At 51.6% G+C, this 25,313-nt stretch carries 27 protein-coding genes, 2 tRNA genes and 3 pseudogenes; 23 read left to right on the top strand and 9 right to left on the bottom strand.

What is annotated here, in order from left to right:
• Positions 1–120: 120 nt before the first annotated feature.
• Positions 121–435, bottom strand: coding sequence for a flagellar hook-basal body complex protein FliE (gene fliE / locus OGX66_RS20985; protein WP_003030448.1), 315 nt, complete (start codon positions 433–435; stop codon positions 121–123).
• 216 nt (positions 436–651) lie between these two features.
• Between fliE and fliF the strand changes: the two genes are divergently transcribed.
• The 14 genes and pseudogenes from fliF (at position 652) to rcsA (ending at position 12,152) form a co-directional block, all read left to right on the top strand.
• On the top strand, positions 652–2,325 hold the full coding sequence (gene fliF, locus OGX66_RS20980; RefSeq protein ID WP_286512204.1) for a flagellar basal-body MS-ring/collar protein FliF: 1,674 nt from the start codon (positions 652–654) through the stop codon (positions 2,323–2,325).
• Positions 2,318–3,316, top strand: coding sequence for a flagellar motor switch protein FliG (gene fliG / locus OGX66_RS20975; RefSeq protein ID WP_003030443.1), 999 nt, complete (start codon positions 2,318–2,320; stop codon positions 3,314–3,316). The genes fliF and fliG overlap by 8 nt, the downstream gene beginning before the upstream one ends.
• Positions 3,309–4,016 (top strand): flagellar assembly protein FliH, encoded by a 708-nt coding sequence (gene fliH, locus OGX66_RS20970; RefSeq protein WP_003030441.1) that lies wholly within the window; start codon positions 3,309–3,311, stop codon positions 4,014–4,016. Before fliG ends, fliH begins: the two co-directional genes overlap by 8 nt.
• The gene (gene fliI, locus OGX66_RS20965) at positions 4,016–5,386 is read left to right on the top strand and encodes a flagellar protein export ATPase FliI (protein ID WP_088902124.1); all 1,371 of its coding nucleotides are present in this window, start codon (positions 4,016–4,018) and stop codon (positions 5,384–5,386) included. The genes fliH and fliI overlap by 1 nt, the downstream gene beginning before the upstream one ends.
• Before the next feature lie 21 nt (positions 5,387–5,407).
• Entirely contained in the window at positions 5,408–5,851 is a 444-nt protein-coding gene (fliJ, locus tag OGX66_RS20960) for a flagellar export protein FliJ (RefSeq protein WP_003839084.1), read from the top strand.
• Positions 5,848–7,062 carry a flagellar hook length control protein FliK gene (gene fliK / locus OGX66_RS20955; protein WP_270932350.1) on the top strand — a complete coding sequence of 405 codons (1,215 nt, stop codon included), beginning with the start codon at positions 5,848–5,850 and terminating at the stop codon, positions 7,060–7,062. The genes fliJ and fliK overlap by 4 nt, the downstream gene beginning before the upstream one ends.
• Positions 7,063–7,166: 104 nt before the next feature.
• Positions 7,167–7,634, top strand: coding sequence for a flagellar basal body-associated protein FliL (fliL, locus tag OGX66_RS20950; protein ID WP_003030435.1), 468 nt, complete (start codon positions 7,167–7,169; stop codon positions 7,632–7,634).
• Positions 7,635–7,638: 4 nt separating this feature from the next.
• Entirely contained in the window at positions 7,639–8,643 is a 1,005-nt protein-coding gene (fliM, locus tag OGX66_RS20945; RefSeq protein WP_003030434.1) for a flagellar motor switch protein FliM, read from the top strand.
• Positions 8,640–9,053 (top strand): flagellar motor switch protein FliN, encoded by a 414-nt coding sequence (gene fliN / locus OGX66_RS20940; RefSeq protein WP_003030433.1) that lies wholly within the window; start codon positions 8,640–8,642, stop codon positions 9,051–9,053. The genes fliM and fliN overlap by 4 nt, the downstream gene beginning before the upstream one ends.
• A complete protein-coding gene (fliO, locus tag OGX66_RS20935; protein WP_085951576.1) occupies positions 9,053–9,430 on the top strand; it encodes a flagellar biosynthetic protein FliO in 378 nt (125 codons plus the stop codon). Before fliN ends, fliO begins: the two co-directional genes overlap by 1 nt.
• Positions 9,430–10,167: a flagellar type III secretion system pore protein FliP gene (gene fliP / locus OGX66_RS20930; RefSeq protein ID WP_003030427.1), complete on the top strand. Its 738-nt coding sequence runs from the start codon at positions 9,430–9,432 to the stop codon at positions 10,165–10,167. The genes fliO and fliP overlap by 1 nt, the downstream gene beginning before the upstream one ends.
• Before the next feature lie 9 nt (positions 10,168–10,176).
• Positions 10,177–10,446, top strand: coding sequence for a flagellar biosynthesis protein FliQ (fliQ, locus tag OGX66_RS20925; protein WP_003030425.1), 270 nt, complete (start codon positions 10,177–10,179; stop codon positions 10,444–10,446).
• 8 nt (positions 10,447–10,454) lie between these two features.
• Positions 10,455–11,250: pseudogene (fliR, locus tag OGX66_RS20920) on the top strand (flagellar biosynthetic protein FliR).
• Between the two features lie 278 nt (positions 11,251–11,528).
• Entirely contained in the window at positions 11,529–12,152 is a 624-nt protein-coding gene (gene rcsA, locus OGX66_RS20915) for a transcriptional regulator RcsA (RefSeq protein WP_003030421.1), read from the top strand.
• Between the two features lie 54 nt (positions 12,153–12,206).
• On the opposite strand, the gene dsrB is transcribed toward rcsA, so the two are convergent.
• The gene (gene dsrB / locus OGX66_RS20910) at positions 12,207–12,395 is read right to left on the bottom strand and encodes a protein DsrB (protein ID WP_003030419.1); all 189 of its coding nucleotides are present in this window, start codon (positions 12,393–12,395) and stop codon (positions 12,207–12,209) included.
• Positions 12,396–12,558: 163 nt separating this feature from the next.
• Here dsrB and yodD point away from each other — a divergent pair, with 163 nt between their 5' ends.
• A complete protein-coding gene (gene yodD / locus OGX66_RS20905; RefSeq protein WP_003030417.1) occupies positions 12,559–12,786 on the top strand; it encodes a YodD family peroxide/acid resistance protein in 228 nt (75 codons plus the stop codon).
• A 206-nt stretch (positions 12,787–12,992) separates the two neighbouring features.
• Here yodD and OGX66_RS20900 read toward each other — a convergent pair whose 3' ends face one another.
• Together OGX66_RS20900 and OGX66_RS20895 are read right to left on the bottom strand one after the other, a co-directional pair.
• The gene (locus OGX66_RS20900) at positions 12,993–13,178 is read right to left on the bottom strand and encodes a YodC family protein (RefSeq protein WP_003030415.1); all 186 of its coding nucleotides are present in this window, start codon (positions 13,176–13,178) and stop codon (positions 12,993–12,995) included.
• A gap of 77 nt (positions 13,179–13,255) precedes the next feature.
• Complete coding sequence (locus OGX66_RS20895; protein WP_179239903.1) at positions 13,256–14,170, bottom strand: DUF808 domain-containing protein; 915 nt, start codon at positions 14,168–14,170, stop codon at positions 13,256–13,258.
• 175 nt (positions 14,171–14,345) lie between these two features.
• Here OGX66_RS20895 and yedA point away from each other — a divergent pair, with 175 nt between their 5' ends.
• Positions 14,346–15,266: a drug/metabolite exporter YedA gene (gene yedA, locus OGX66_RS20890; protein ID WP_003839069.1), complete on the top strand. Its 921-nt coding sequence runs from the start codon at positions 14,346–14,348 to the stop codon at positions 15,264–15,266.
• Here yedA and OGX66_RS20885 read toward each other — a convergent pair.
• The 3 genes from OGX66_RS20885 to OGX66_RS20875 form a co-directional block, all read right to left on the bottom strand.
• Positions 15,258–15,725, bottom strand: coding sequence for a very short patch repair endonuclease (locus OGX66_RS20885; RefSeq protein ID WP_044711129.1), 468 nt, complete (start codon positions 15,723–15,725; stop codon positions 15,258–15,260). The genes yedA and OGX66_RS20885 overlap by 9 nt on opposite strands.
• The gene (locus OGX66_RS20880; protein WP_044711130.1) at positions 15,706–17,136 is read right to left on the bottom strand and encodes a DNA cytosine methyltransferase; all 1,431 of its coding nucleotides are present in this window, start codon (positions 17,134–17,136) and stop codon (positions 15,706–15,708) included. The genes OGX66_RS20885 and OGX66_RS20880 overlap by 20 nt, the downstream gene beginning before the upstream one ends.
• 76 nt (positions 17,137–17,212) lie before the next feature.
• Positions 17,213–17,905 (bottom strand): phosphohydrolase, encoded by a 693-nt coding sequence (locus tag OGX66_RS20875; protein ID WP_003839062.1) that lies wholly within the window; start codon positions 17,903–17,905, stop codon positions 17,213–17,215.
• 441 nt (positions 17,906–18,346) lie between these two features.
• On the opposite strand from OGX66_RS20875, the pseudogene ompC reads away from it, so the two are divergent.
• Positions 18,347–19,536, top strand: a pseudogene (ompC, locus tag OGX66_RS20870) (porin OmpC).
• A gap of 102 nt (positions 19,537–19,638) precedes the next feature.
• Here ompC and OGX66_RS20865 read toward each other — a convergent pair.
• Positions 19,639–19,971 (bottom strand): EmrE family multidrug efflux SMR transporter, encoded by a 333-nt coding sequence (locus OGX66_RS20865; RefSeq protein WP_003839058.1) that lies wholly within the window; start codon positions 19,969–19,971, stop codon positions 19,639–19,641.
• Positions 19,972–20,267: 296 nt separating this feature from the next.
• On the opposite strand from OGX66_RS20865, the pseudogene OGX66_RS20860 reads away from it, so the two are divergent.
• Positions 20,268–20,447 (top strand): annotated as a pseudogene (locus tag OGX66_RS20860) (hypothetical protein); the annotation flags it as partial.
• 27 nt (positions 20,448–20,474) lie between these two features.
• On the opposite strand, the gene OGX66_RS20855 reads toward OGX66_RS20860, so the two are convergent.
• Positions 20,475–20,564: transfer RNA gene (locus tag OGX66_RS20855), tRNA-Ser, on the bottom strand.
• Between the two features lie 93 nt (positions 20,565–20,657).
• Between OGX66_RS20855 and mtfA the strand changes: the two genes are divergently transcribed.
• From mtfA to OGX66_RS20830, 5 genes are all read left to right on the top strand, one after another.
• Positions 20,658–21,422, top strand: coding sequence for a DgsA anti-repressor MtfA (gene mtfA / locus OGX66_RS20850; RefSeq protein WP_061548023.1), 765 nt, complete (start codon positions 20,658–20,660; stop codon positions 21,420–21,422).
• Between the two features lie 132 nt (positions 21,423–21,554).
• Positions 21,555–21,630: transfer RNA gene (locus OGX66_RS20845), tRNA-Asn, on the top strand.
• Positions 21,631–21,888: 258 nt separating this feature from the next.
• Entirely contained in the window at positions 21,889–22,926 is a 1,038-nt protein-coding gene (locus OGX66_RS20840) for an extracellular solute-binding protein (RefSeq protein WP_046670003.1), read from the top strand.
• The gene (locus OGX66_RS20835; RefSeq protein WP_003844223.1) at positions 22,910–24,598 is read left to right on the top strand and encodes an ABC transporter permease; all 1,689 of its coding nucleotides are present in this window, start codon (positions 22,910–22,912) and stop codon (positions 24,596–24,598) included. Before OGX66_RS20840 ends, OGX66_RS20835 begins: the two co-directional genes overlap by 17 nt.
• A gap of 10 nt (positions 24,599–24,608) precedes the next feature.
• The gene (locus OGX66_RS20830; RefSeq protein ID WP_193339209.1) at positions 24,609–25,292 is read left to right on the top strand and encodes an ABC transporter ATP-binding protein; all 684 of its coding nucleotides are present in this window, start codon (positions 24,609–24,611) and stop codon (positions 25,290–25,292) included.
• The last annotated feature ends 21 nt before the right edge of the window (positions 25,293–25,313 follow it).

Genomic DNA, 25,313 nt, shown 5'->3' with positions numbered 1-25,313 from the left:
CATCAGGCATACCTTACGGTACATACAGGAAACTTCACTGAGATAAAATGCCGGGAGTTTGACCGATGTGATGTGCATCCATGCACTTTTATATTAAACCGCAGATTTAGGTTAGTGAACCTACACCTGCATCGACATCACTTCCTGGTAGGCCGACACCAGTTTGTTACGCACCTGAATACCCATCTGCATCGAGACCGACGCTTTTTGCATATCGGTCATCACATCATTTAACGCAATACCCGGTTCACCGAGGGTAAATTTCTCAGCCTGCGTACGGGACGCGGTTTGCACATCGCTGATTCGGTCTAACGCCGCATGCAGCTGACCGGCAAAACTCACGGTCGGTTGTGGCTGCATATCCTGCATTTTTGCTGACATCGCCGTGGCCTGTAACTGGCTGATGACCCCTTCAATCCCCTGTATTGCCGACATTCTGATCCCCTGGATGATTTTTTACTTAGCTGAGATTACCAGTTAGTCAATAAGATAAAGGCGTTAAATAACGATAAAAAACCACGGTTTTTAACGCATAGAAAAATTCGAAACCGCAAATAATGAGACCGTCAATTTTTCGAGTTTGCTGACCCGGGAGTGAGTCTTGTTCCACTTTGCAAAAAACGCCGTCCACGATAAGCCACGAGGTGCGAGATGAGTGCGACAGCATCGACTGCAACCCAGCTTAAACCTCTCGAGTGGTTAAACCGCCTGCGCGCGAATCCCAGAATTCCTCTGATTGTGGCGGGAGCCGCTGCCGTCGCTATCATCGTGGCTATGGTCCTGTGGGCCAAAACACCTGACTACCGCACACTGTTCAGCAACCTATCCGATCAGGATGGTGGCGCGATTGTCACCCAACTGACGCAGATGAACGTTCCCTATCGTTTTACTGAGGGAAGCGGTGCTATAGAAGTTCCTGCCGATAAAGTTCACGAATTGCGATTACGTCTGGCACAACAAGGTCTGCCGAAGGGCGGCGCCGTTGGCTTTGAGCTGCTGGACCAGGAAAAGTTTGGTATTAGCCAGTTTAGCGAGCAGGTCAACTACCAGCGTGCGCTGGAAGGTGAATTAGCCAGTACCATTGAAACGCTGGGACCGGTAAAACGCGCCCGCGTGCATCTGGCAATGCCAAAACCGTCGCTGTTTGTGCGTGAGCAAAAAGCACCTTCAGCCTCCGTGACCGTTAACCTTGAACCTGGCCGCGCACTGGATGAAGGTCAAATCAGTGCGGTCACGCATCTGGTTTCCAGCGCTGTTGCAGGCTTGCCGCCGGGTAACGTTACGCTGGTCGACCAGGCGGGTCATCTGTTAACTCAGTCGAACACCAGCAGCCGCGATCTTAACGATGCGCAGTTGAAATACGCCAGCGATGTCGAAGGGCGCGTTCAACGTCGTATCGAATCGATCCTGTCGCCGATTGTCGGCAACGGTAACGTACATGCGCAGGTCACCGCGCAACTGGATTTTGCTAATAAAGAGCAAACCGAAGAACAGTACCGTCCAAACGGTGATGATTCCCAGGCCGTGCTGCGTTCACGCCAGTTAAACGTCAGCGAGCAGATCGGTAGCGGAGCGCCAGGCGGCGTACCGGGCGCATTGTCTAATCAACCAGCACCGGCTAATACCGCGCCAATCGCCACCCCTCCGGCTAATCAGCAAAATGCGCAAACCGCGCAAACGGCAAATAACAACAATAATGCTGGTCCACGCAGTACGCAGCGTAATGAAACCAGCAACTATGAAGTCGACCGTACCATTCGCCACACCAAAATGAACGTCGGCGATGTGCAGCGTCTCTCGGTTGCAGTGGTGGTCAACTATAAAACGTTGCCGGACGGTAAACCGCTGCCGTTAACCGCAGATCAGATGAAACAGATTGAGGACCTGACCCGCGAAGCGATGGGCTTCTCCGACAAACGTGGCGATACCCTGAACGTGGTGAACTCTCCGTTCACGGCGACCGACGATTCCATAGGTGAGCTGCCGTTCTGGAAACAGCAGGTCTTTATTGAACAGTTGATGACCGCAGGCCGTTGGTTGCTGGTGCTGCTTGTTGCCTGGATCCTGTGGCGTAAGGCTGTTCGCCCGCAGTTGGTTCGCCGCAGCGAAGAAGCAAAAGCGGTACAGGAACAAACGCGTATCCGTCAGGAAACCGAAGAAGCGGTAGAAGTTCGCCTCAGCAAAGACGAACAAACCCAGCAGCGTCGTACGAATCAACGTCTGGGTGCAGAAGTGATGAGCCAGCGTATTCGTGAAATGTCAGATAACGATCCGCGCGTCGTGGCGCTGGTCATTCGCCAGTGGATGAGTAACGATCATGAGTAATGCCCTTACCGGTACCGATAAAAGCGTCATCCTGCTGATGACCATTGGCGAAGATCGCGCGGCTGAGGTATTTAAACACCTTTCCACGCGCGAAGTTCAGGCGCTCAGTACAGCGATGGCGAACGTACGCCAGATCTCCAACAAACAGTTGACGGAAGTGCTGGCCGAGTTTGAGCAAGAAGCAGAACAATTTGCCGCGCTGAATATCAACGCCAACGAATATCTGCGCTCCGTGCTGGTGAAAGCGCTGGGCGAGGAACGCGCCTCCAGCCTGCTGGAAGATATTCTGGAAACCCGCGATACCACCAGCGGCATTGAAACGCTCAACTTTATGGAGCCACAAAGCGCCGCCGACCTTATCCGCGACGAGCATCCACAGATTATCGCCACCATTCTGGTGCACCTCAAACGGGGCCAGGCCGCCGATATTCTGGCGCTGTTCGACGAGCGTTTACGTCACGACGTGATGCTGCGTATCGCCACCTTCGGCGGCGTGCAGCCTGCCGCGCTGGCAGAACTGACCGAGGTACTGAACGGTCTGCTCGATGGTCAGAACCTCAAGCGCAGCAAAATGGGCGGCGTGAGAACGGCAGCAGAAATTATCAACCTGATGAAAACCCAGCAGGAAGAAGCGGTTATTACCGCCGTACGCGAATTCGACGGCGAGCTGGCACAGAAAATTATCGACGAGATGTTCCTGTTCGAAAACCTGGTGGACGTCGACGATCGCAGTATCCAGCGCCTGTTGCAGGAAGTGGATTCCGAATCGCTGCTGATTGCCCTGAAAGGTGCCGAACAGCCGCTACGCGAGAAGTTCCTGCGCAACATGTCGCAACGTGCTGCCGATATTCTGCGCGACGACCTTGCCAACCGCGGCCCGGTGCGTTTGTCGCAAGTGGAAAACGAACAGAAAGCCATTCTGCTTATTGTGCGTCGTCTGGCGGAAACCGGCGAGATGGTGATAGGCAGCGGCGAGGATACCTATGTCTAACGAACTGCCGTGGAAAGTCTGGACTCCGGACGACCTCGCCCCACCGATGGCGGAGTTCGTACTGGCCGACCACAGCGAAACGCCGCTGTCAGAAGAAGCTGAAGAGCCACAGCTTTCCGCAGAGCAACAGCTTGAACAGCAGCTCGCACAGCTGCAAATGCAGGCCCATGAGCAAGGGTATAACGCGGGGCTGGCGGAAGGTCGACAGAAAGGTCACGAACAAGGCTATCAGGAAGGTCTGAGCCAGGGGCTGGAGCAAGGCCAGAACCAGGCGCGAGCACAGCATGCGCCGATCCATGCCCGCATGCAGCAGCTGGTGAGTGAGTTTCAGAATACGCTGGACGCGCTGGATAGCGTCATTGCCTCGCGACTGATGCAAATGGCGCTGGAAGCTGCGCGTCAGGTGATTGGTCAGACGCCAATCGTGGATAACGCGGCGCTGATTAAGCAAATCCAACAGTTATTGCAACAGGAACCGCTGTTTAGCGGTAAACCGCAGCTGCGCGTACATCCGGACGATCTCCAGCGTGTGGAGGAGATGCTCGGTGCCACTCTCAGCCTGCACGGCTGGCGGCTACGCGGCGATCCCACGCTGCATCACGGCGGTTGTAAAGTCTCAGCTGATGAAGGCGATCTGGATGCCAGCGTCGCCACGCGCTGGCAAGAACTCTGCCGTCTGGCAGCGCCGGGGGTCGTGTAATGACCACTCGCCTGACTCGCTGGCTCAATACGCTGGACAACTTCGAAGAGAAAATGTCACTGCTGCCTGCGGTGCGTCGTTATGGTCGCCTGACCCGCGCAACCGGGCTGGTGCTGGAAGCCACGGGGTTACAGCTGCCGCTCGGTGCCACCTGCGTCATTGAACGTCAGGACGGCAATGAAACCCAGGAGGTCGAAAGCGAAGTCGTGGGCTTTAACGGTCAACGTCTGTTTCTGATGCCGCTCGAAGAAGTCGAAGGCGTTCTGCCCGGCGCACGCGTATACGCGAAGAACATTGCCGGAGAAGGTCTGCAAAGCGGGAAGCAATTACCGCTTGGCCCTGCTCTGCTGGGTCGTGTGCTGGACGGTAGCGGCAAACCGCTCGACGGACTGCCCGCCCCGGATACCACCGAAACCGGCGCGCTGATTACACCGCCGTTTAACCCGCTGCAACGGACCGCAATTGAACACGTCCTGGATACCGGCGTACGCCCCATCAACGCGTTGTTAACCGTTGGCCGCGGCCAGCGTATGGGGCTTTTCGCAGGTTCCGGCGTCGGTAAAAGCGTCCTGCTCGGCATGATGGCGCGCTATACCCAGGCCGATGTTATCGTCGTGGGTCTGATTGGCGAGCGTGGTCGCGAAGTTAAAGATTTTATTGAAAATATTCTCGGCGCTGACGGTCGCGCACGCTCGGTAGTGATTGCCGCTCCGGCGGACGTCTCGCCGCTGTTACGTATGCAAGGTGCGGCCTACGCCACGCGCATCGCCGAAGATTTTCGCGATCGCGGACTGCATGTATTGCTGATTATGGACTCCCTCACCCGCTACGCGATGGCACAACGTGAGATAGCCCTGGCGATCGGCGAGCCACCGGCAACCAAAGGTTATCCACCCTCAGTATTCGCTAAGTTACCGGCGCTGGTCGAACGGGCCGGTAACGGTATCCATGGAGGCGGTTCAGTTACCGCGTTTTATACGGTACTGACCGAGGGTGACGACCAACAGGACCCGATTGCCGATTCCGCGCGCGCGATTCTGGACGGTCACATTGTGCTGTCTCGTCATCTGGCCGAGGCGGGTCACTATCCGGCCATCGATATTGAAGCCTCGATCAGCCGTGCCATGACCGCGCTCATTAGTGAAAAACACTATGCACGGGTGCGTAACTTTAAACAGTTGCTGTCCAGTTTCCAGCGTAACCGCGATCTGGTCAGCGTGGGGGCGTATGCCAAAGGCAGCGATCCGATGCTGGATAAAGCCATCGCCTTATGGCCGCAGCTGGAAGCATTCTTACAGCAAGGTATTTTTGAACGGGCTGACTGGGAAGATTCTCTACAAGCTTTGGAACTGATTTTCCCTGGTGTGTGATTAAGCAGGAGAGCATAGGTCATGGCACAACATGGTGCATTAGCAACATTGAAAGACCTGGCTGAAAAAGAGGTAGATGACGCTGCTGTCTTATTGGGAGAGATGCGTCGTGGCTGTCAGCAGGCGGAAGAACAGTTAAAAATGCTGATCGATTATCAGCATGAGTATCGCAACAATCTGAATACCGATATGGGCCAGGGTATTACCAGCAATCGCTGGATCAATTACCAACAATTTATTCAGACGCTGGAAAAAGCGATTGAGCAACATCGCCAACAGCTCAATCAATGGACACAGAAAGTAGACCAGGCATTGAACAGTTGGCGCGACAAAAAACAACGATTACAGGCGTGGCAGACGTTGCAGGACAGACAAACCTCGGCGGCGTTACTGGCCGAAAACCGTCTGGATCAGAAAAAAATGGATGAATTTGCTCAGCGCGCAGCTATGAGGAAACCCGAATGATTACTTTACCCCAACTGATTACCACCGACACCGATGTAGCCGCAGGTCTTCAGTCAGGCAAAGCGGTAGATTCACCCGAGGATTTTTTAGCGCTACTGGCTGGCGCATTAGGTGCGGGCGACGCACAAGGTAAAGACGCCCCGCTGTCGCTTGCCGACTTACAGGCGGCCAGCAGTAAGCTGCAAAAAGGGTTGCTGCAAAAAAATGGCGATGCCACACCGTCGGTCAAATTAACCGATCTGCTGGCGCAACAGGAGCTGCAAACCGAGACTTCTCTTGCCGACATGACTGACGCTCAGCAACTGTTGTCCGCTCTCACGCCTTCACTGAAAGCGAATGCCCTGACGACACTGGGCAAAGTCGCTCAGCAGGACGAAAAAAACACTACGCTGAGTGATGACGATCTCGCCAACCTGAGCGCGTTGTTCGCCATGCTGCCAGGACAACCACTGGCTACGCCTGCCGTCGACAGCGCACCAGCCCCTGTTGATGCGGCGCTTTCCGCATTGTCACGAGGCGCGGTACACGGCGCGGCGACTGATAATGCAGACGAATTACTGCCGGGCGATGCCAAAAAAGGCAAAGCGGATGTCACGATTGCTGGCGGTGGTGCTAATCAGGCAAACAATCCAACATTAACCCCGCTGACGGCAGCAGTGAACGCCAGAGCTGAAATCGACAGCACCCCGTCACCGACCAGCATTGGCATGACTGTGGCCCCGCTAAGTGGTCCACAAACACACGCACAACCGTTACCGACGGCCGCGCCGGTGTTAAGCGCTCCGTTAGGTAGCCATGAATGGCAGCAATCGCTGAGCCAGCACGTCACCTTGTTCACGCGCCAGGGCCAGCAAAGCGCAGAGCTGCGTCTGCATCCGCAGGACCTGGGTCAGGTACATATTTCGCTCAAGCTGGACGATAACCTCGCACAGTTACAAATGGTTTCACCGCACAGTCACGTGCGCGCCGCACTGGAAGCCGCATTACCGATGCTGCGTACACAGTTGGCTGAAAGCGGGATCCAACTGGGGCAAAGCAACATCAGCAGTGAAAGCTTCGCTGGCCATCAGCAGTCTTCCGGACAGCAACAGCAGTCTGGTCGCGCTCAAGGACAAGACATTTTTGCCGCTGAAGATGACGCAATACTGGCAACCCCAGCCTCGCTGCAAGCCGCTGCCCGCGGCAATGGCGCAGTAGACATCTTCGCCTAACGCCAGAGGTAGCATGATTATCCGCGTCTTTTCCACGCTTTGTCGTGGACAGGACACGGGATAATCAGCCCATAAGCTGTACCGAAACAGGAAGCCCGTATCTGATGACTGACTCCGCGATTAACAAAAAAAGTAAACGCGCTATTTGGATCCCTCTGCTGGTATTAATTACCCTCGCCGCCTGCGCAACTGCAGGTTATAGCTACTGGCGCATGCAGCAGCAGCCTTCCGCCAGCGTCAAAGCGGAACCGGCTCCACCGCCAGCCCCGGTGTTCTTTGCGCTGGATACCTTTACCGTCAATCTGGGTGATGCAGACCGTGTGCTGTATATCGGTATCACACTGCGCATGAAAGATGAGGCGACACGTTCACGTCTTAACGAATATCTGCCGGAAGTGCGCAGCCGCTTGCTGCTGCTATTTTCTCGTCAGAATGCGGCCACACTCGCCACCGAGGAAGGTAAGCAACAGCTGATTACCGCCATCAAAGAGACGCTGGCGACTCCGCTTGTTGTTGGGCAACCGAAACAGGTTGTCACCGACGTTCTTTATACAGCTTTTATTCTGCGGTAAAGACATGGGCGACAGTATTCTTTCTCAGGCAGAAATCGACGCATTGCTGAACGGCGATAGCGAAACCAAAGACGAACCAATTTCAGGTATCGCAAAAGAAAGCGATATTCGTCCTTATGATCCCAACACTCAGCGTCGCGTAGTACGTGAGCGTTTACAGGCGTTGGAGATCATTAACGAACGCTTCGCGCGCCAGTTCCGTATGGGGTTATTTAACCTGTTGCGCCGTAGCCCAGATATTACCGTGGGGGCGATCCGTATCCAGCCTTACCACGAATTTGCGCGCAACTTACCGGTTCCGACCAACCTGAACTTAATCCACCTGAAGCCGCTGCGCGGTACGGGTCTGGTGGTGTTCTCACCAAGTCTGGTATTTATCGCCGTAGACAACCTGTTCGGTGGTGACGGTCGTTTCCCGACGAAAGTGGAAGGCCGCGAATTTACGCACACGGAACAGCGCGTTATCAACCGCATGCTGAAGCTGGCGCTGGAAAGCTACAGCGACGCGTGGAAGGCCATCAACCCGCTGGAAGTGGAATACGTCCGTTCCGAGATGCAGGTGAAATTTACCAATATCACCACCTCCCCGAACGATATTGTGGTGAACACCCCGTTCCACGTTGAAATTGGCAACCTGACCGGTGAATTTAACATCTGTCTGCCATTCAGCATGATTGAGCCGTTGCGTGAGCTGCTGGTGAATCCGCCGCTGGAAAACTCGCGTAATGAAGATCAGAACTGGCGCAATAATCTGGTGCGTCAGGTTCAGCATTCTGAGCTGGAGCTGGTGGCAAACTTTGCCGACATTCCGCTGCGGCTATCCCAGATTTTAAAACTGAAACCCGGCGATGTACTGCCGATTGAAAAACCCGACCGCATTATTGCTCATGTGGACGGCGTGCCTGTGCTGACCAGCCAGTATGGCACTGTAAACGGTCAGTATGCGTTACGCGTAGAACATCTGATAAACCCGATTTTGAATTCGCTGAATGAGGAACAGCCCAAATGAGTGATATGAATAATCCGTCCGATGAGAACACTGGCGCATTGGACGATCTGTGGGCTGACGCGTTAAACGAGCAAAAAACCACGCCCACCAAAAGTGCGGCCGATGCGGTATTCCAGCAGTTAGGTGGCGGCGACGTCAGCGGTGCTTTGCAGGACATCGACCTGATCATGGACATTCCGGTCAAACTGACCGTCGAACTGGGCCGTACCCGCATGACCATCAAAGAGCTGCTGCGCCTGACGCAGGGGTCGGTTGTCGCACTGGATGGTCTGGCAGGCGAACCGCTGGATATCCTGATCAACGGTTATCTGATTGCCCAGGGCGAAGTCGTCGTGGTCGCGGATAAATACGGTGTGCGTATCACTGACATTATCACCCCGTCTGAACGTATGCGCCGTCTGAGCCGTTAATCATGAATACCCAGGCTACCGTTTCTCAACCCGCCGCCGTTCCCGGTTCACCGCTGGTGCAGGTAAGCGGCGCGCTGCTCGGGATCATCGTCTTGATCCTGGCGGTGGCCTGGGTCATTAAACGTCTGGGATTTGCCCCCAAAAGTGCCGGTACTCGCGGGCTGAAAGTCGCAGCCAGCACCTCATTGGGTCCACGTGAGCGCGTGGTGATTGTCGAGGTCGAAGATGCCCGTCTGGTACTGGGTGTCACAGCCTCGCAGATTAACGTCCTGCACACCCTGCCCCCGGCACCTGCCGATGCAGAAGAAAAAACGGCCTCCCCTGCGGATTTCCAGGCCATGATGAAGAGTTTGCTTAAGCGTCCTGGGAGATCCTGATGCGCCGTTTGTTATCCCTCACGCTGGCAGGCTTGTGGCTTTTCAGTCCCGTTGCCCTCGCCCAACTCCCGGGTCTGGTTAGTCAGCCATTGCCGGGCGGCGGACAAAGCTGGTCTTTGCCCGTGCAGACACTGGTGTTCATCACCTCGCTGACGTTCCTGCCTGCAATTTTGCTGATGATGACCAGCTTCACCCGCATCATCATTGTTTTCGGTCTCCTGCGAAATGCGCTGGGTACCCCCTCTGCACCACCTAACCAGGTGCTACTGGGCCTGGCGCTCTTTTTGACCTTTTTCATCATGTCGCCGGTGATCGATAAAATCTACGTCGACGCATATCAACCGTTCAGCGAAGAGAAGATCTCCATGCAGGAAGCTATGGAGAAAGGCGCCCAGCCGCTGCGTGAGTTTATGTTGCGCCAGACCCGTGAAGCCGATCTGGCCCTCTTCGCGCGCTTAGCAAACAGCGGTCCATTACAGGGACCAGAAGCCGTGCCGATGCGAATTTTGCTACCCGCTTATGTCACCAGTGAGTTGAAAACAGCATTCCAGATAGGTTTTACCATTTTTATTCCGTTTCTGATTATCGACCTGGTGATCGCCAGCGTACTGATGGCGCTCGGGATGATGATGGTACCGCCAGCCACAATCGCGTTGCCGTTTAAGCTGATGCTGTTTGTGTTGGTAGACGGTTGGCAGCTACTTGTCGGCTCGCTAGCACAAAGCTTTTACAGTTAGAGGCGCGAAATGACTCCTGAATCGGTCATGATGATGGGCACAGAGGCGATGAAAGTCGCCCTGGCCCTTGCTGCGCCTTTGCTGTTGGTCGCTCTCGTCACAGGTCTTATCATCAGTATTCTGCAGGCGGCGACCCAGATTAACGAAATGACGCTGTCCTTCATTCCCAAAATTGTCGCGGTGTTTATTGCCATCATTGTTGCTGGCCCGTGGATGCTTAACCTGCTGCTCGACTACGTGCGTACGCTGTTCAGCAATATCCCCTACATCATCGGGTAGACAACGTTATGTTGCAGGTGACCAGCGTTGAGTGGCTCCACTGGCTGAATTTATACTTCTGGCCTTTGCTGCGCATACTGGCGCTCATCTCAACGGCCCCCATCCTCAGTGAACGAGCCATCCCCAAACGGGTAAAGCTGGGGCTGGGGTTGATGATAACCGTCGTTATCGCCCCGTCAATTCCCGCCGTTGACGTCCCCATCTTTTCGATCGGCGCACTATGGCAGGCAATGCAACAAATCCTGATCGGTATCGCTTTAGGCTTCACCATGCAGTTTGCGTTTGCCGCGGTACGTACCGCCGGGGAATTAATTGGCCTGCAAATGGGCCTTTCCTTCGCGACGTTCTTCGATCCCGGTAGCCGTCTGAATATGCCGGTTCTGGCACGACTGATCGACATGCTCGCCATGCTGCTGTTCCTGACCTTTAACGGTCATTTATGGCTGATTTCGCTGCTGGTAGATACTTTTCATACTCTGCCCATCGGTGGCAATCCGGTGAACAGCAATGCGTTTCTCGCGCTGGCACGGGCGGGCAGCCTGATTTTCCTCAACGGGCTAATGCTGGCCCTGCCGGTAATGACGCTGCTACTCACGCTGAACCTCGCACTTGGTTTGTTAAATCGCATGGCGCCACAGCTGTCGGTTTTCGTCATCGGCTTTCCTCTCACTCTGACCGTAGGTATTTCACTGATGGCGGCGCTAATGCCATTAATTGCGCCATTCTGCGAACGATTATTCAGTGAGATTTTTAATTTACTGGCCGATATCGTTAGCGAAATGCCTGGAAAATAATAACCCTTAATTTTTATCCTGTTTTACTAAGGATTGTCCTAATTTTAAAAAGTGACAACATCCACCAGGATATCTCTGTCGCGGCTTATTTGTTTTTGCCTCACTCACATAACGCAACATTCACTTTACTTTAAGATGTTTCCTGGCAAATTATACGCAACTTTACGGGATAGTAAATTCGCCTGAAAAACAGCGAAAGCGTCATCTTGGGTCGTTATTATTCCGTTTAGTTGTGATGAAATAATCAGGTAAGGGGAATTATCGTTACGCATTGAGTGAGGGTATGCCATGTCAACGATTATTATGGATTTATGCAGTTACACCCGACTAGGGTTAACCGGGTATCTGGTAAGTCGGGGAGTGAAAAAAAGGGAAATCAACAACATTTCCAACGTTGATGAACTCAGTCTCGCCTGTGTCTCTCAACAACCCGCTGTGGTGTTTATTAATGAGGACTGCTTTATCCACGATCCTGCTAATAGCCAGCAAATAAAGCAAATCATTAATCAGCATCCCAGCACATTATTTATTGTGTTTATGGCAATTGCCAACGTGCATTTTGATGAATATCTACTCGTCAGAAAAAACTTATTGATTAGTTCTAAATCGATTAAACCTGACTCACTGGATAAACTACTTGGCGATATTCTGAAAAAAGAAGTAGATATTGCTATTGATGTGAATCTGCCGACATTATCATTAAGTCGAACCGAATCCAGCATGCTGCGTATGTGGATGGAGGGTCAGGGAACAATACAGATATCGGATCAAATGAATATCAAAGCCAAGACGGTGTCATCCCATAAGGGGAATATAAAACGAAAGATTAAGACGCATAATAAGCAAGTTATCTATCACGTGGTGAGACTTACGGATAACGTCACCAATGGTATCTTTGTGAATATGCGCTAAGACGTTCTGACTGGTGGCGACTCCACCAGTCAGAATCAAACAGCGGAACTCATCTCACTCCACTTTTTCCACAAAGATACCATCCTGATGACCTGATTCATTAAAGAACCAGATACCGAGCGGGTAGTCTTCCAGCGAAACCAGGTACATGGTGCCTTCACTAAACTCTTCGATTGCCAGTACCACGCCCGGTCGACGAGGACCGCCGTCCGTTTTGACTGTGACCCGATCATTCACCTTCATAGTTTTCCTCCTGTGGCTTTGTGCCAGTGTAGAACAAATTCCTTTTTCTGGCAGCGCTCTGCACGCGCGATTGCGGGTTTTATCGACGGTCTATACTTAAGTTGTGCGTATCTGATGTTTGGGTACGCTCCCCCGGTATCCTTAACGGTTGAGAGGTATGAGGATGAAAACCGCGAAAGAGTACAGCGATACGGCCAAACGTGAAGTCAGCGTCGATGTCGACGCGCTGCTAAAGGCAATCAACGAAATCTGCGAGAGTGAAATTCATCGCAGCCAGGATGACCCGGAGCGCGTTAGCGTCGACGGCCGAGATTACCATACATGGCATGAACTGGCCGACGCGTTCGAGCTTGATATCCATGACTTTAGCGTATCGGAGATCAATCGCTGACTGAGGGCGAAAAAAATCCCGGCCCTTATCGGGTCGGGATCAAGCTTGCTTATGCAAGAAGCACTTGTAAATTCGTTACACCAGAAAATCTGATGTGAACCAAACCTTATCTGCAATTTTTTTGCCTGACAAGTAAATAATTCTCACAAAAATGATAAATATAACTAATGGGTGAGAGATCACCAGGTTACGGTCGAGTCAAATGTTCAGGCATCCTGACAGAGCTGTCTTCGCTCGCCCGGCACCACCAGTTCATCTTCACGGAATGCTTCCCGTTTAACGCCAAAGCCGTCGTACCAGCGACACTCCACCATTCCGCTGGCATACCCGGTAACGATCATACGTGGGCCACCCTCTTTGGAGGTGACTTCCTCACTGACAGAAAAGACCATACCTGCCTCCTGTATCAAGAGAAACCTTTACACCTTAGATGACAAAGAGGCGTTTTGCATAATCAGTCCTGTAACAATTAGTGCGAAACTCCGCGCAGTCTGGCGACAGCTTTCACCAGCAGAACGACAATCCCACCGATGATAAAGCCGAGCACCAGGTTAAGCAGGGTCGGAAGCATTAGCGAAATCAATGTACTTTGCTGTTGAGCAAAATGTTCAATCGCATGATGCAGCGGTGATATTCCGTGTACCACAATACCGCCCCCCACCAAAAACATCGCCAATGTACCGACCACAGAAAGTGTTTTCATCAGCCAGGGAGCAACCACCAACAACCCTTTCCCCAGCGACTGGGCAAGTTGGCTACGTTTTTCTGCCAGCCAGTACCCGATGTCGTCAAGCTTAACGATAATCCCGACCAGGCCATACACGCCCACGGTCACCACTAACGAGATACCCGATAACACCAACACCTGATTCAGCAAAGGTGCATCCGCTACAATACCCAGCGTAATCGCAACAATCTCGGCAGACAAAATGAAGTCAGTACGTATTGCCCCTTTGATTTTATCTTTCTCAAAGGTGAGTGGATCCTGTGCGGCCAGAGCAGCCAGACGCTGCTGACGCTCTTCCGGGCTTTCTTTGTGCTTACGCGCCTCCAGGGTATGCAGAACCTTTTCTACCCCTTCAAAACAGAGAAACGCCCCACCTACCATTAATAATGGGGTGATCGCCCAGGGAATAAATGCGCTTATCAATAGCGCCAACGGTACAAGGATAACTTTGTTTACAAACGACCCCTTCGCCACGCTCCAGACCACCGGGAGTTCACGGTTCGCCCGCACGCCCGATACCTGCTGCGCATTAAGCGACAGGTCATCTCCCAGCACGCCCGCGGTTTTTTTCGCGGCCAATTTTCCCATCACTGATATATCATCCAGCAGCGTGGCGATATCATCGAGTAAGGTTAGTAAGCTACTTCCTGCCAAAATTTTGACCCTCAATATTATTTTTTTGCAGTCATAAGTATGAAGTAAAACACGCCATGCTGAAACTGACCTTTCTGGTCAACAAGTTTTTAACATCGACACGTAATTATAAATCTCGCCAGTAAGATAGTTTTGACATTTACTATGTTGCACCTTTTTATTTCTACCGTGAGGGATTATGCGTTTCAGGCAATTGTTACCGCTTTTCAGTGCGCTATTCGCGCTGTACATCATTTGGGGTTCCACGTACTTCGTTATTCGCATTGGTGTTGAAAGCTGGCCGCCGTTAATGATGGCAGCCGTACGTTTTCTCTCTGCGGGAATTTTATTAACAAGTTTTTTACTTATTCGCGGGCATAAGCTCCCCCCCTTACGCTTAATCCTGAACGCCGCGTTAATTGGTATCCTGCTGTTGGCTGTGGGTAATGGACTGGTCACCGTCGCCGAACATCAAAATGTCCCTTCCGGTATTGCCGCCGTGGTGGTCGCCACCGTCCCGCTATTTACGCTGTGTTTTAGCCACTTTTTTGGCATCAAAACGCGCAAACTGGAATGGTTGGGGATAGCGATTGGGCTCGCAGGGATCATCATGCTGAACAGCGGAGGCAATTTAAGTGGCAATCCGTGGGGCGCTATTTTAATCCTGATCGGTTCGATAAGCTGGGCATTTGGCTCGGTGTACGGTTCACGCATTACGCTACCCGTTGGCATGATGGCCGGAGCCATTGAAATGTTAGCAGCCGGTATTGTGCTGATGTGCGCATCGTTACTCTCCGGGGAAAAACTGACCACCATGCCAACATTTTCAGGCTTTATGGCGGTGGCTTACCTGGCCCTGTTTGGCTCCATTATTGCCATTAATGCGTATATGTTCTTGATCCGCAATGTCAGCCCGGCGCTAGCCACCAGCTATGCCTACGTCAATCCGGTTGTTGCGGTGCTGTTAGGTACCGGTCTGGGGGGAGAAAGACTAGCCCCTATCGAATGGCTGGCGCTCGGCGTGATCGTGTTTGCTGTGGTGCTGGTAACGTTGGGGAAATACCTGTTCCCTGTTAAAGCGGATGCCGTCGCGAGTTCGTCGGAAAAGACATTACAGTAAATGAATACCGAGAGTGTCGATCTGCGCGGTGTCGCCACCGCCGCAGATCCACTCGATGACACGTTCAGATAACGCTTCATCATCCAGCTTTTCGCGACCACGCAGAGCGCACTCCCAGACAATCAGTACGCGCCAGCCAAGAACCTGCAATTTTTCACAATCCCGCGCATCGCGTTGGACATTTTTGCCTATTTTTTCCAGCCAGAATTCCGTTCGTGTCGCGGGGACTTTAAACAAATAGCAATTGTGGTGGTGCCAGAAACAACCGTGAGTAAAAATCACACAATGATAATCATCCACCACAAAATCGGGGCGACCGGGTAACGTCGCATCCTGCACGCGAAACGTTACCCCCTGCTCTGTCAGCACGCTGGCAAGGCGTTTTTCAATTGCGGTATCGCGGGTGGCTATCGCCCGCATATTTTTACTGCGTGTTGCTTTATCGTGAACGTCTGCCATGCAGGTTCTCTTTCTCGCGAATAGCAACTGCCTGCCTGATTTTTGGCTCCAGCAGCCTGGCCACCGCCGCAAATGCCGGAACGATCACCGAATTACCAAACTGGCGATAAGCCTGAGTATCTGACACGGGGATCCTGAACTGATAGCCTTGCGGAGATTCAAACCCCATCAGGCGCGCGCACTCTCTGGGCGTAAGTCTGCGTGGGCGGTGTCGCTGATTCTGCGGATCGTCAAAATCTTTTTCACCCAGCGCCATATCCCAGCCACGGTCAATCAGGATCTCCGCCCCATCCTTATAATAACGCGCAGATAATGTGCGCGTTACGCTATCAGGGTTACCGGGATACACCATGCCATAGCCAAATCCATTTCCCCGCGCCTGATGCTTTTTCGCATAGCGGTAGAGGTATTTCCACAGCACCGGCGTCAGCACATATTTCGCATCGACGTTCGGCTCAAGCAGTTCCGCCAGGGTAGTACGCCGCTGCGGATAACGCGTGACAATATCCCGCAGCGTGAAGTCTGATTTCAAATTCAGATCGCGTCGGAAGCCGACAAGCACGATACGTTCGCGATGTTGAGGCAAAAAATGTTGCCCATCGATAATTTTCGGATCATCCGGACCGTTATCTGCCGCATCTGCCACGTCATACCCCAGCTCGTCCAGCGTCTGCATAATGATGCGAAACGTTTTGCCTTGATCGTGACTCTTCAGGTTTTTGACGTTTTCGAGCACAAATATTGCAGGTCGACGAGCGTCGATAATGCGCACCACGTCAAAAAAAAGTGTGCCTTGTGTATCACAGGCAAAACCGTGGGCCCGCCCTAACGCATTTTTCTTTGACACCCCGGCCAGGGAGAAGGGCTGACAAGGAAATCCCGCCAGCAGTACATCGTGTTCTGGAATGTGCTGGCGAATATGTTCTGCCGCCTGCTGGTCGCTCACCCCATCCTGATGGCTCAGCGTGACATCACGAATATCTTCATTAAAGTGATGCTGGAAGGGATCGCAATAGTTGTTCGCTTTGTAGGTACGCACCGCATGCTTGTTCCACTCGCTGGTAAACACGCACTGCCCACCAATTGCCTCAAAGCCGCGACGAATCCCGCCAATGCCGGCAAACAGATCGATAAATCGAAAGGCATAATGCGGATGATGCGCAGGTGGCGTCGGCAGCAAGGAATTCAGATAAGTAAACTCATTGTCGCTGAGGCGATGCCATGTTTCGTTCGCCACCACTCGCTTAAAGATGGCCGGACTCCAGCGGTTCTCGCCAACACCGTTCAGATAAGCAACCAGGGTTTTCACGTCATATATTTCAAGCAACTTAGCCAAAATCACCTGCGCGGCGGCCTTGTTATCATCTGTCATCGGGTTCATGGAGCCTGCTACTGAAAAATTATCCTGCATACATTTAACCGGCCGAAATGGATAACCGACAGATTAACATAAAATAGTGCGGTTGACGTTGCGGCTGTACTGCCGACTAACGTGCTTTAAAGGGTTGAATCGCGTCAAGATCCAGCATTTCATACTCTCCTTTTAACTCCGCACTCAGCTTCGCCATATACGTCAGTAAGAAGTCAGCATTATGCTGCGCTAAATGTCGTCCTTGTTCAGTTTGCATCGTCGACGGCAACGTCAATAACTTGGTCTGGAAGTGATCGAGCGCGTACTGTTTGTCGTCAAGGCCACGCTGGCGGGCAAACGGATCTTCCGCATCAAATAGCGCCACGCCTAACGCACCAGACACAGCAAATACGCGCGCTAGACCGATAGCCCCCAACGCCTCAAGCCGGTCCGCATCCTGCACGATTTTCGCTTCAAGGGTTTCTGGTGCAATTTTGGCGCTAAAACTGTGCGCCTCGATGGCATGGCACACGGCAGGTATTCTTTGTTGTGGAAAATCCGGAAAATCGCGCATCAAAATGCGACGCGTTTCCAGAGCTGCCAGTACCGACGAACGATGACGCTCAGGATGGTTCTTTGGCAGGCTGACGAGATCATGGAAGTAGCACGCGGTCAACACCACTAGCCAGTCTACAGTAGCATCTGTACTCAGCTTTTGCGCCGTCATCCACACACGACGAAAGTGAAAGATGTCATGCGCAGCATCTTGTCCGGAATGGTTATCAGCTAACCAAGCTTCAAATTGCGACTGCCAGTCGTGCAGTTTCATGCTATCTCCCTTTGTAGAAAGAAAATCACCTTAGCAACAATTTTCATTGCAAACCACTGCCTGCCCCATTACATAATTAACTTTTATTATCGCACCAAAAACAAAATCCACATGAATTTATAGAAACCATAATATCAATATCAACAACTATATTATATGAATAACAAAAACAAATACTCCGCACAAATAAAATTCAAGTTTCAAATAAATAACTAGATATACATAAAATATTGATTAAAAATGATTTATGTGACAAATAACAATTTATCCAACATATATTTTTAGTTATAAAAACACATCAATGAAACATTTAGAAATATTTTAAATACATTTGTTACATGTTATATTTTAAATTAAATGAACTTCATAGATAGTATCCAAATGTAGTTGCTTGGATAGTACTACATATTCATTTTAATTATCATGCAAAGGGAATACATAATGAAAAGAAAAGTATTGGCACTGCTTCTCCCTGCTTTATTAGCTGCAGGCGCAGCAAATGCGGCTGAAATCTATAATAAAAACGGCAATAAACTGGATCTGTATGGAAAAGTCGATGGTCTGCGTTATTTCTCTGATGATGCAGGCAGCGACGGCGACATGACCTATGCGCGTCTGGGCTTTAAGGGCGAAACGCAGATCAACGATATGCTGACTGGCTATGGTCAGTGGGAATATAACATTCAGGCCAACGGTACCGAAGGTGACAAAGGCGATTCATGGACTCGTCTGGCCTTTGCCGGTTTAGGTTTTGGTCAAAACGGTACTTTCGACTACGGTCGTAACTACGGCGTCGTGTACGACGTTGAGGCCTGGACCGATATGCTGCCAGAATTCGGTGGTGATACCTACACTCAGACCGACTTTACATGCTGGGCCGTACCAACGGCGTTGCTACCTATCGTAATAAAGGCTTCTTTGGTCAGGTTGATGGCCTGAACTTTGCCCTGCAGTATCAGGGTAATAATGAAAATGGTGACAGTCGGTGGAGTGGTCAGGAAGGTTCCGGTAACAGTGAAGGCCGCAAACTGGCGAAAGAAAACGGCGACGGTTTCGGTATGTCTACTTCCTATGACTTCGACTTCGGTTTAAGCCTCGGTGCGGCATACTCCGCATCTGACCGTACCGACTCTCAAGTTGCTCGCGGTTACCAGGACGGTATGAACAAGCGCAATAACTACGCTGGCGGCGAAACAGCTGAAGCCTGGACTGTTGGCGCGAAGTATGACGCTAACAACGTTTACCTGGCAGCCATGTATGCAGAAACCCGCAATATGACCTATTACGGCGGCGGCAACGGCGAGAATAATGGTGGCATTGCTAACCAAACCCAGAACTTTGAAGTTGTGGCTCAGTATCAGTTCGATTTCGGTCTGCGTCCATCCATCGCTTACCTGCAGTCTAAAGGCAAGGATTTAGGTGGTCAGGAAGTGAGCCATGGTAACTGGCGTTACGTCGACAAAGATCTGGTCAAATATGTTGAAGTGGGTATGACTTACTACTTCAACAAAAACATGTCCACCTACGTTGATTATAAAATCAACCTGCTGGACGAAGACGACAGCTTCTATGAAAGCAATGGTATCGCAACTGACGACATCGTTGCCGTTGGTTTAGTCTACCAGTTCTAATTACGACAAAAATACGCAAGCCCGCTTCATACCAAGCGGGCTTTTTCACCGCACAGGGATAAGCTCTGCTAACAGCGCCAGATATCCGACATTCTTTTAGAATTAATGCGGGGAAGATTTTGAAAAAATATTGATAACCAGAACCCCAGCGCAAATCAGGAACATGCCTGCGATCGCCGGGAAATCCAGCTTTTGCCCACTTACCAACCAGCCCAAAAGGCTGATTAATACGATTCCAGCACCAGACCAAATTGCGTACGCAATACCCGTTGGAATCGTCGACAGCGTCTGAGCGAGAAGATAAAAAGCAGTGCAGTAGCACACAATGGTTGCGACAGATGGCCATAGACGTGTAAACCCGTCAGAGAACTTCATCAGGGTTGTACCTATTACTTCAGCTACAATGGCCCCGGCAAGGAAAATGTATGAATTCAAAATCTGGCCCCATGTGACAATCTAAGATAATTATCGTATCACAAAGGGTTAAGTGAGTTTATCCAAAACAAGTCGTGGGCATAACCCCAACAAATATTGCAATCTTGTCACCGTCTTGTGCGCCCGCTCATCGCTCAAAGATAACTGTCAGATTTATTCTCGAGGCTTGTTGCTAATTTCTCTAACGGCCTGGTTTCTGGGGCTATCTTCTTCTAGCATAAAAGCCAAAATAACGTTAGCTACCCTGCCCCTGGTTTAACTTTGAGCCGCAGGAAAAAAACTTGATAGAAACGAGAAAGGACAAACAACTATTCTCAGATCACAAAACTGAACGCCAGGTTGCGGTTTATGACAGAAAAGTGAAAATTTCCCCCACACTGGATCTTCCAGTATTGGGCAAATCAGAACATGATGATGGCGAGCTTTATACTAAACGAATATACCGACACTATACCAAGTGTGACATGAGTCGTTGAAAGGAATTGAGCTAAGTGTTTGAATAGTGGCGGAGAGAGGGGGATTTGAACCCCCGGTAGAGTTGCCCCTACTCCGGTTTTCGAGACCGGTCCATTCAGCCGCTCTGGCATCTCTCCGTTTTGGCGGTTGCCATGATGCCAGGTAATTTGGCATTTTAACAGACCCCGTTCCGTCAATTTCGTTCAAGTGACGAGTTTGCGAGCAAAACGATGATTAAGTGGCCCTGGAAAGAGCAAGAAACAACCCGGAGTGACGACTGGCCGTGGGACGACGCCCAGGCTATTCCTCTTCTGGTGAATCTCACCGAGCAAGAACAAGCCAGACTTATCGCCCTGGCCGAGCGCTTTTTACAGCAAAAAAGATTGGTAGCGCTTCAGGGGTTTGAACTTGACCCACTAAAAAGTGCGCGCATTGCGCTACTTTTCTGTTTGCCTGTCCTGGAATTAGGGGTCGAGTGGCTCGACGGGTTTCATGAAGTTCTCATCTACCCTGCCCCGTTTGTCGTTGACGATGAATGGGAAGACGATATTGGGCTGGTGCATAATCAACGGGTTGTACAGTCCGGGCAGAGCTGGCAGCAAGGTCCGATAATCCTTAACTGGCTCGACATTCAGGATTCTTTTGATGCCTCCGGCTTTAATCTGATCATCCATGAAGTGGCACATAAGCTTGATATGCGTAATGGCGACCGCGCCAGCGGTATTCCGGCGATCCCTCTGCGAGATATTGCCGGTTGGGAGCACGACCTGTATGCCGCAATGAATAACATTCAGGATGAAATTGATCTGGTCGGTGAAACCGCGTGCAGTATAGATGCTTACGCAGCAACCGACCCGGCCGAATGCTTTGCCGTTCTTTCGGAGTATTTCTTCAGTGCTCCTGAATTATTTGCGCCACGTTTTCCGGCCTTATGGCAGCGTTTTATTCAGTTTTACCGCCAGAACCCCATGGAGCGGTTACGCGATACCCGCTAAGATGGTCATTATCGCTCACCAAATGTGCATTAACGCTGAATTTGAAGATTAATTAAGCAATTGAAATGACGCGCTAATTTTACTGTTGACACCTCATGGTGAGGTCAGTAATATGCGCCTCGTTCACACGATTCCTCTGTAGTTCAGTCGGTAGAACGGCGGACTGTTAATCCGTATGTCACTGGTTCGAGTCCAGTCAGAGGAGCCATATTTAAGAAGCCTGCTTAGGAAACTAAGCAGGCTTTTTGCTTTTCGGTCGCTATAAAATCCCCTCTCATAAGCACCCTGCCTGCTCTGCACCCCGTTACATGCCGCATCACAACGTTGATTAAAGTTATGTAAATGTAAATCGTTTAAACTTTGCAATTATTGTAAGTGCTAGTGATTATCATTTATTGTACGCGAGCCAAAGGAACGAGCCCTCGCTCGGTTCACTGTACGTTCCAATTACTCTGGGATATAAACGATGAATTCTCTGCCTCGCGCCGGACTGCGCCGTATCACACTTGCCTCTTCCCTGGTCTTCTCAGTTAGCCTACCGGCTTTCGCTCAGGAAACGTTAACGCTCTATACCACCCGTGAACCAGGTCTGATCCAGCCTTTGCTTGATAGCTGGACCAAAACCAGCGGCATCAAAGTCAGTACGGTCTATATCAAGGACGGTATGCTTGAGCGCGTTAAAGCTGAAGGTAAAAATTCACCTGCCGACCTGCTGATGACCGTCGATGCCGGTAATCTCATTGATTTAGTGGAAGCGGGTGTAACTCAGCCAGTAGAGTCAGAAGCACTGAAAACCGCTATTCCGGCTAATCTGCGCGGTGCAGATAATCAGTGGTTTGCGCTATCGATGCGTGCCCGCGTGCTGTATGCCGAGAAGTCACTGCCAATCGATAACTGGCATTACGAAAAACTCGCCAGCCCTGAGTACAAAGGTAAAGTCTGTATTCGTTCCGGACAGCACCCGTATAACACGGCGCTGATCGCCGCAATGATTGCTCATCACGGCGAAGCAAAGACCGAAGAATGGCTGCGCGGTGTGAAAGCTAACCTGGCGCGTAAAGCTACTGGTGGCGATCGCGATGTTGCTCGCGATATCCTCGGCGGCATTTGCGATATTGGTCTCGCCAACTCCTATTACGTCGGCCATATGAAAAATGCCAAAGAAGGCAGCGATGCGCGTCAATGGGGCGATGCGATTAAAGTCGTTAAACCTACCTTTGAAAATGGCGGTACACACGTCAACATCAGTGGTGCAGCTGTAGCCCGCTATGCGCCAAATAAAGCCGATGCCGTTAAGCTGATGGAATATCTGGTTTCAGCACCTGCCCAACAGCAGTATGCGAAAGCGAACTTCGAATACCCGGTACTGAAAGGCGTGACGCTTGACCCGGTTATCAACGCAACTATTGGCGAAATCGACGTCGATAAAACACCATTAACCGAAATCGTTAAATATCGTAAACAAGCTAGTCTGCTGGTAGATAAAGTTGGATTCGATCAATAAACCTCTGCAGTTTCCGACGTTACGCGGCCTGGTTTCCGGGCCGCAGTCATTATTAACGCCGCTACATCTTGGCGCACTGTGCGTAGCGCTTGGCGTTCTGACACCGATCATTGCGCTGATTTGGCAGGCTACCCAGGCCGATTTATCTCACTGGGATAATCTCCTGACGTATGTACTACCTGCCGCACTAAAAAATACCGTGCTGTTATTAGCCGGTGTCGCGGTGATGGTCGGCGTGATTGGCGTAGGCAGCGCATGGGCGGTAACGGCATGGGATTTCCCCGGACGTAAAATACTTAGCTGGGCGTTACTGTTGCCGCTGGCGATGCCGACCTACATTGTGGCCTTTGCGTGGCTTGATCTGCTGCATCCGATTGGCCCCCTGCAAACCTTTATCCGTTTTTTACTGGGTTTTGACAGCCCAAGACAGTTCCGTCTGCCAGATTTACGCTCACTTTCCGGCGCAATCATCCTACTCGGATTGGTGCTTTACCCATACGTGTATCTGACAACCCGTGCCATGTTTATTAGCCAACCGGCCCATTTACTGGAAGCCGCACGCACACTGGGATGCAGCGCGACCGGAACCTTCTTTCGTGTTGCATTGCCCATGGCCCGTCCGGCACTGGCCGTTGGGATCAGCCTGGCACTACTGGAAACGCTCAACGATATCGGCGCATCGGAGTTTCTCGGGGTACAGACGTTAACCGTTACCGTGTACACCACATGGATCTCGCGTTCTGATTTATCTGCCGCGGCACAAATTGCCTGCATGATGCTGATGTTTATATTCCTTATTCTGACGCTGGAATTTTATGGTCGCAGAAAACAAGGATTCAGCAGTCGCAGCCTGCGGGAAATTCAACCTACGCGCGTGCAGGGCTGGCGTGGCTGGCTGCTCGGTGGTGTTATTTCACTGCCTGTCCTGCTGGGTTTTCTGGCTCCGGTTCTGTTTTTAATGTGGGAAAGCGCCAAACGCATAGGTGATGAGAATCCGCTTTCCTCTTCGTTACTGTCAGCATTACAAAATACGCTATCGCTGGCGGCGGGAACCACGCTGGTGGTGGTTTGCGTCAGTATGTTAGTGGCCTGGAGCGCGCGTCATAGCGCCGCCGACAATGCCATGCCAGGATTTCGTCGCGGCGTGATGCGTCTGGCTTCTTTAGGCTATGCAGTCCCCGGCACAATTCTGGCAATTGGTTTTTTGACCCCCGCCATGGCGGTCGACCGCTGGCTGGCCGATTTACTGGATGTTCGTGGTCTGCCGCTGATGTCCGCCGGGATCCTGCTGGTAATTTGTTGTGCCATGCGATTCCAGGCGATTGCCATTGGCGCACTGGATTCTGGTCTGGGCCGTATCCCCCCCTCGCTGGAACAGGCGTCTCGTCTGTTGGGTGAGAATGGCGCGGGGACGTTTGCACGGGTCCATTTTCCCCTGCTGCGCCCAGCGTTAGTCAGCAGTGCCCTGCTGGTTTTTGCCGATGCCATGAAAGAACTGCCAACAACGTTGCTTTTGCGCCCGGTCAATTTCGAAACGCTGGCAACATTGTTGTATGCGGAAGCCGCCCGTGGAACCTATGAAGAAGGTGCTATCGCCGCGCTAATGATTGTTTTAGCTGGCACGCTACCGGTTATTTTGTTGGTGCGTCACCAAATGACTCGCCGTGGTTAAGAGAGCAACAATGTCAGAAATTGCATTACGACTCCAGGATGTACACGTTACTTATGGCAACAGCCAGCAATCGGTACTGAGCGGATTTTCAATGTCGGTACATAAAGGTGAAATCGCCTGTCTGCTGGGCGCTTCAGGCTGCGGGAAAACCACGGTGCTACGCGCAGTTGCCGGATTTGAACGCCTGCAAAACGGAGAGATCTATGTGTCACAGCGCCGTGTTGCCGGTCCCGGCATTCATCTGCCACCGGAAAAACGTCATGTCGGCATGGTCTTCCAGGAATATGCGTTATTCCCCCATCTGACCGCGCAGCAAAATGTGGCCTTTGGATTGCGTCGCATGCCGCGTGAGGAACAACAGGCCAGAGTGACTGAGCTGCTGAAAATGGTGGAGTTACACAGCCATGCCAACCGCTATCCGCATGAGCTTTCCGGCGGGCAACAACAGCGTATCGCCCTTGCGCGCGCGTTGGCGCCACATCCGGAAATCCTGTTGCTCGATGAACCCTTCTCCAGCCTTGATAAGCGCACACGTGAACGTCTTGGCAACGAGGTACGGGATATTTTGCGCGCAGCCGGGCAAACGGCGCTGTTGGTTACCCACAGTGAACACGAAGCTCAACTAATGGCAGACCATATTGGCGTGGTAAAAATGGGGCAGTATCAAATAAAAAAAGCGACCCATCCGAACTGAAGGTCACCGGGGTCGCCCTGA

The organism is Citrobacter sp. Cf072 (assembly GCF_030334485.1).
GTDB lineage: Bacteria > Pseudomonadota > Gammaproteobacteria > Enterobacterales > Enterobacteriaceae > Citrobacter > Citrobacter freundii.
The sequence above is the reverse complement of the archived record's forward strand: the minus strand, read 5'-3'. Positions and strand labels throughout refer to the sequence as shown.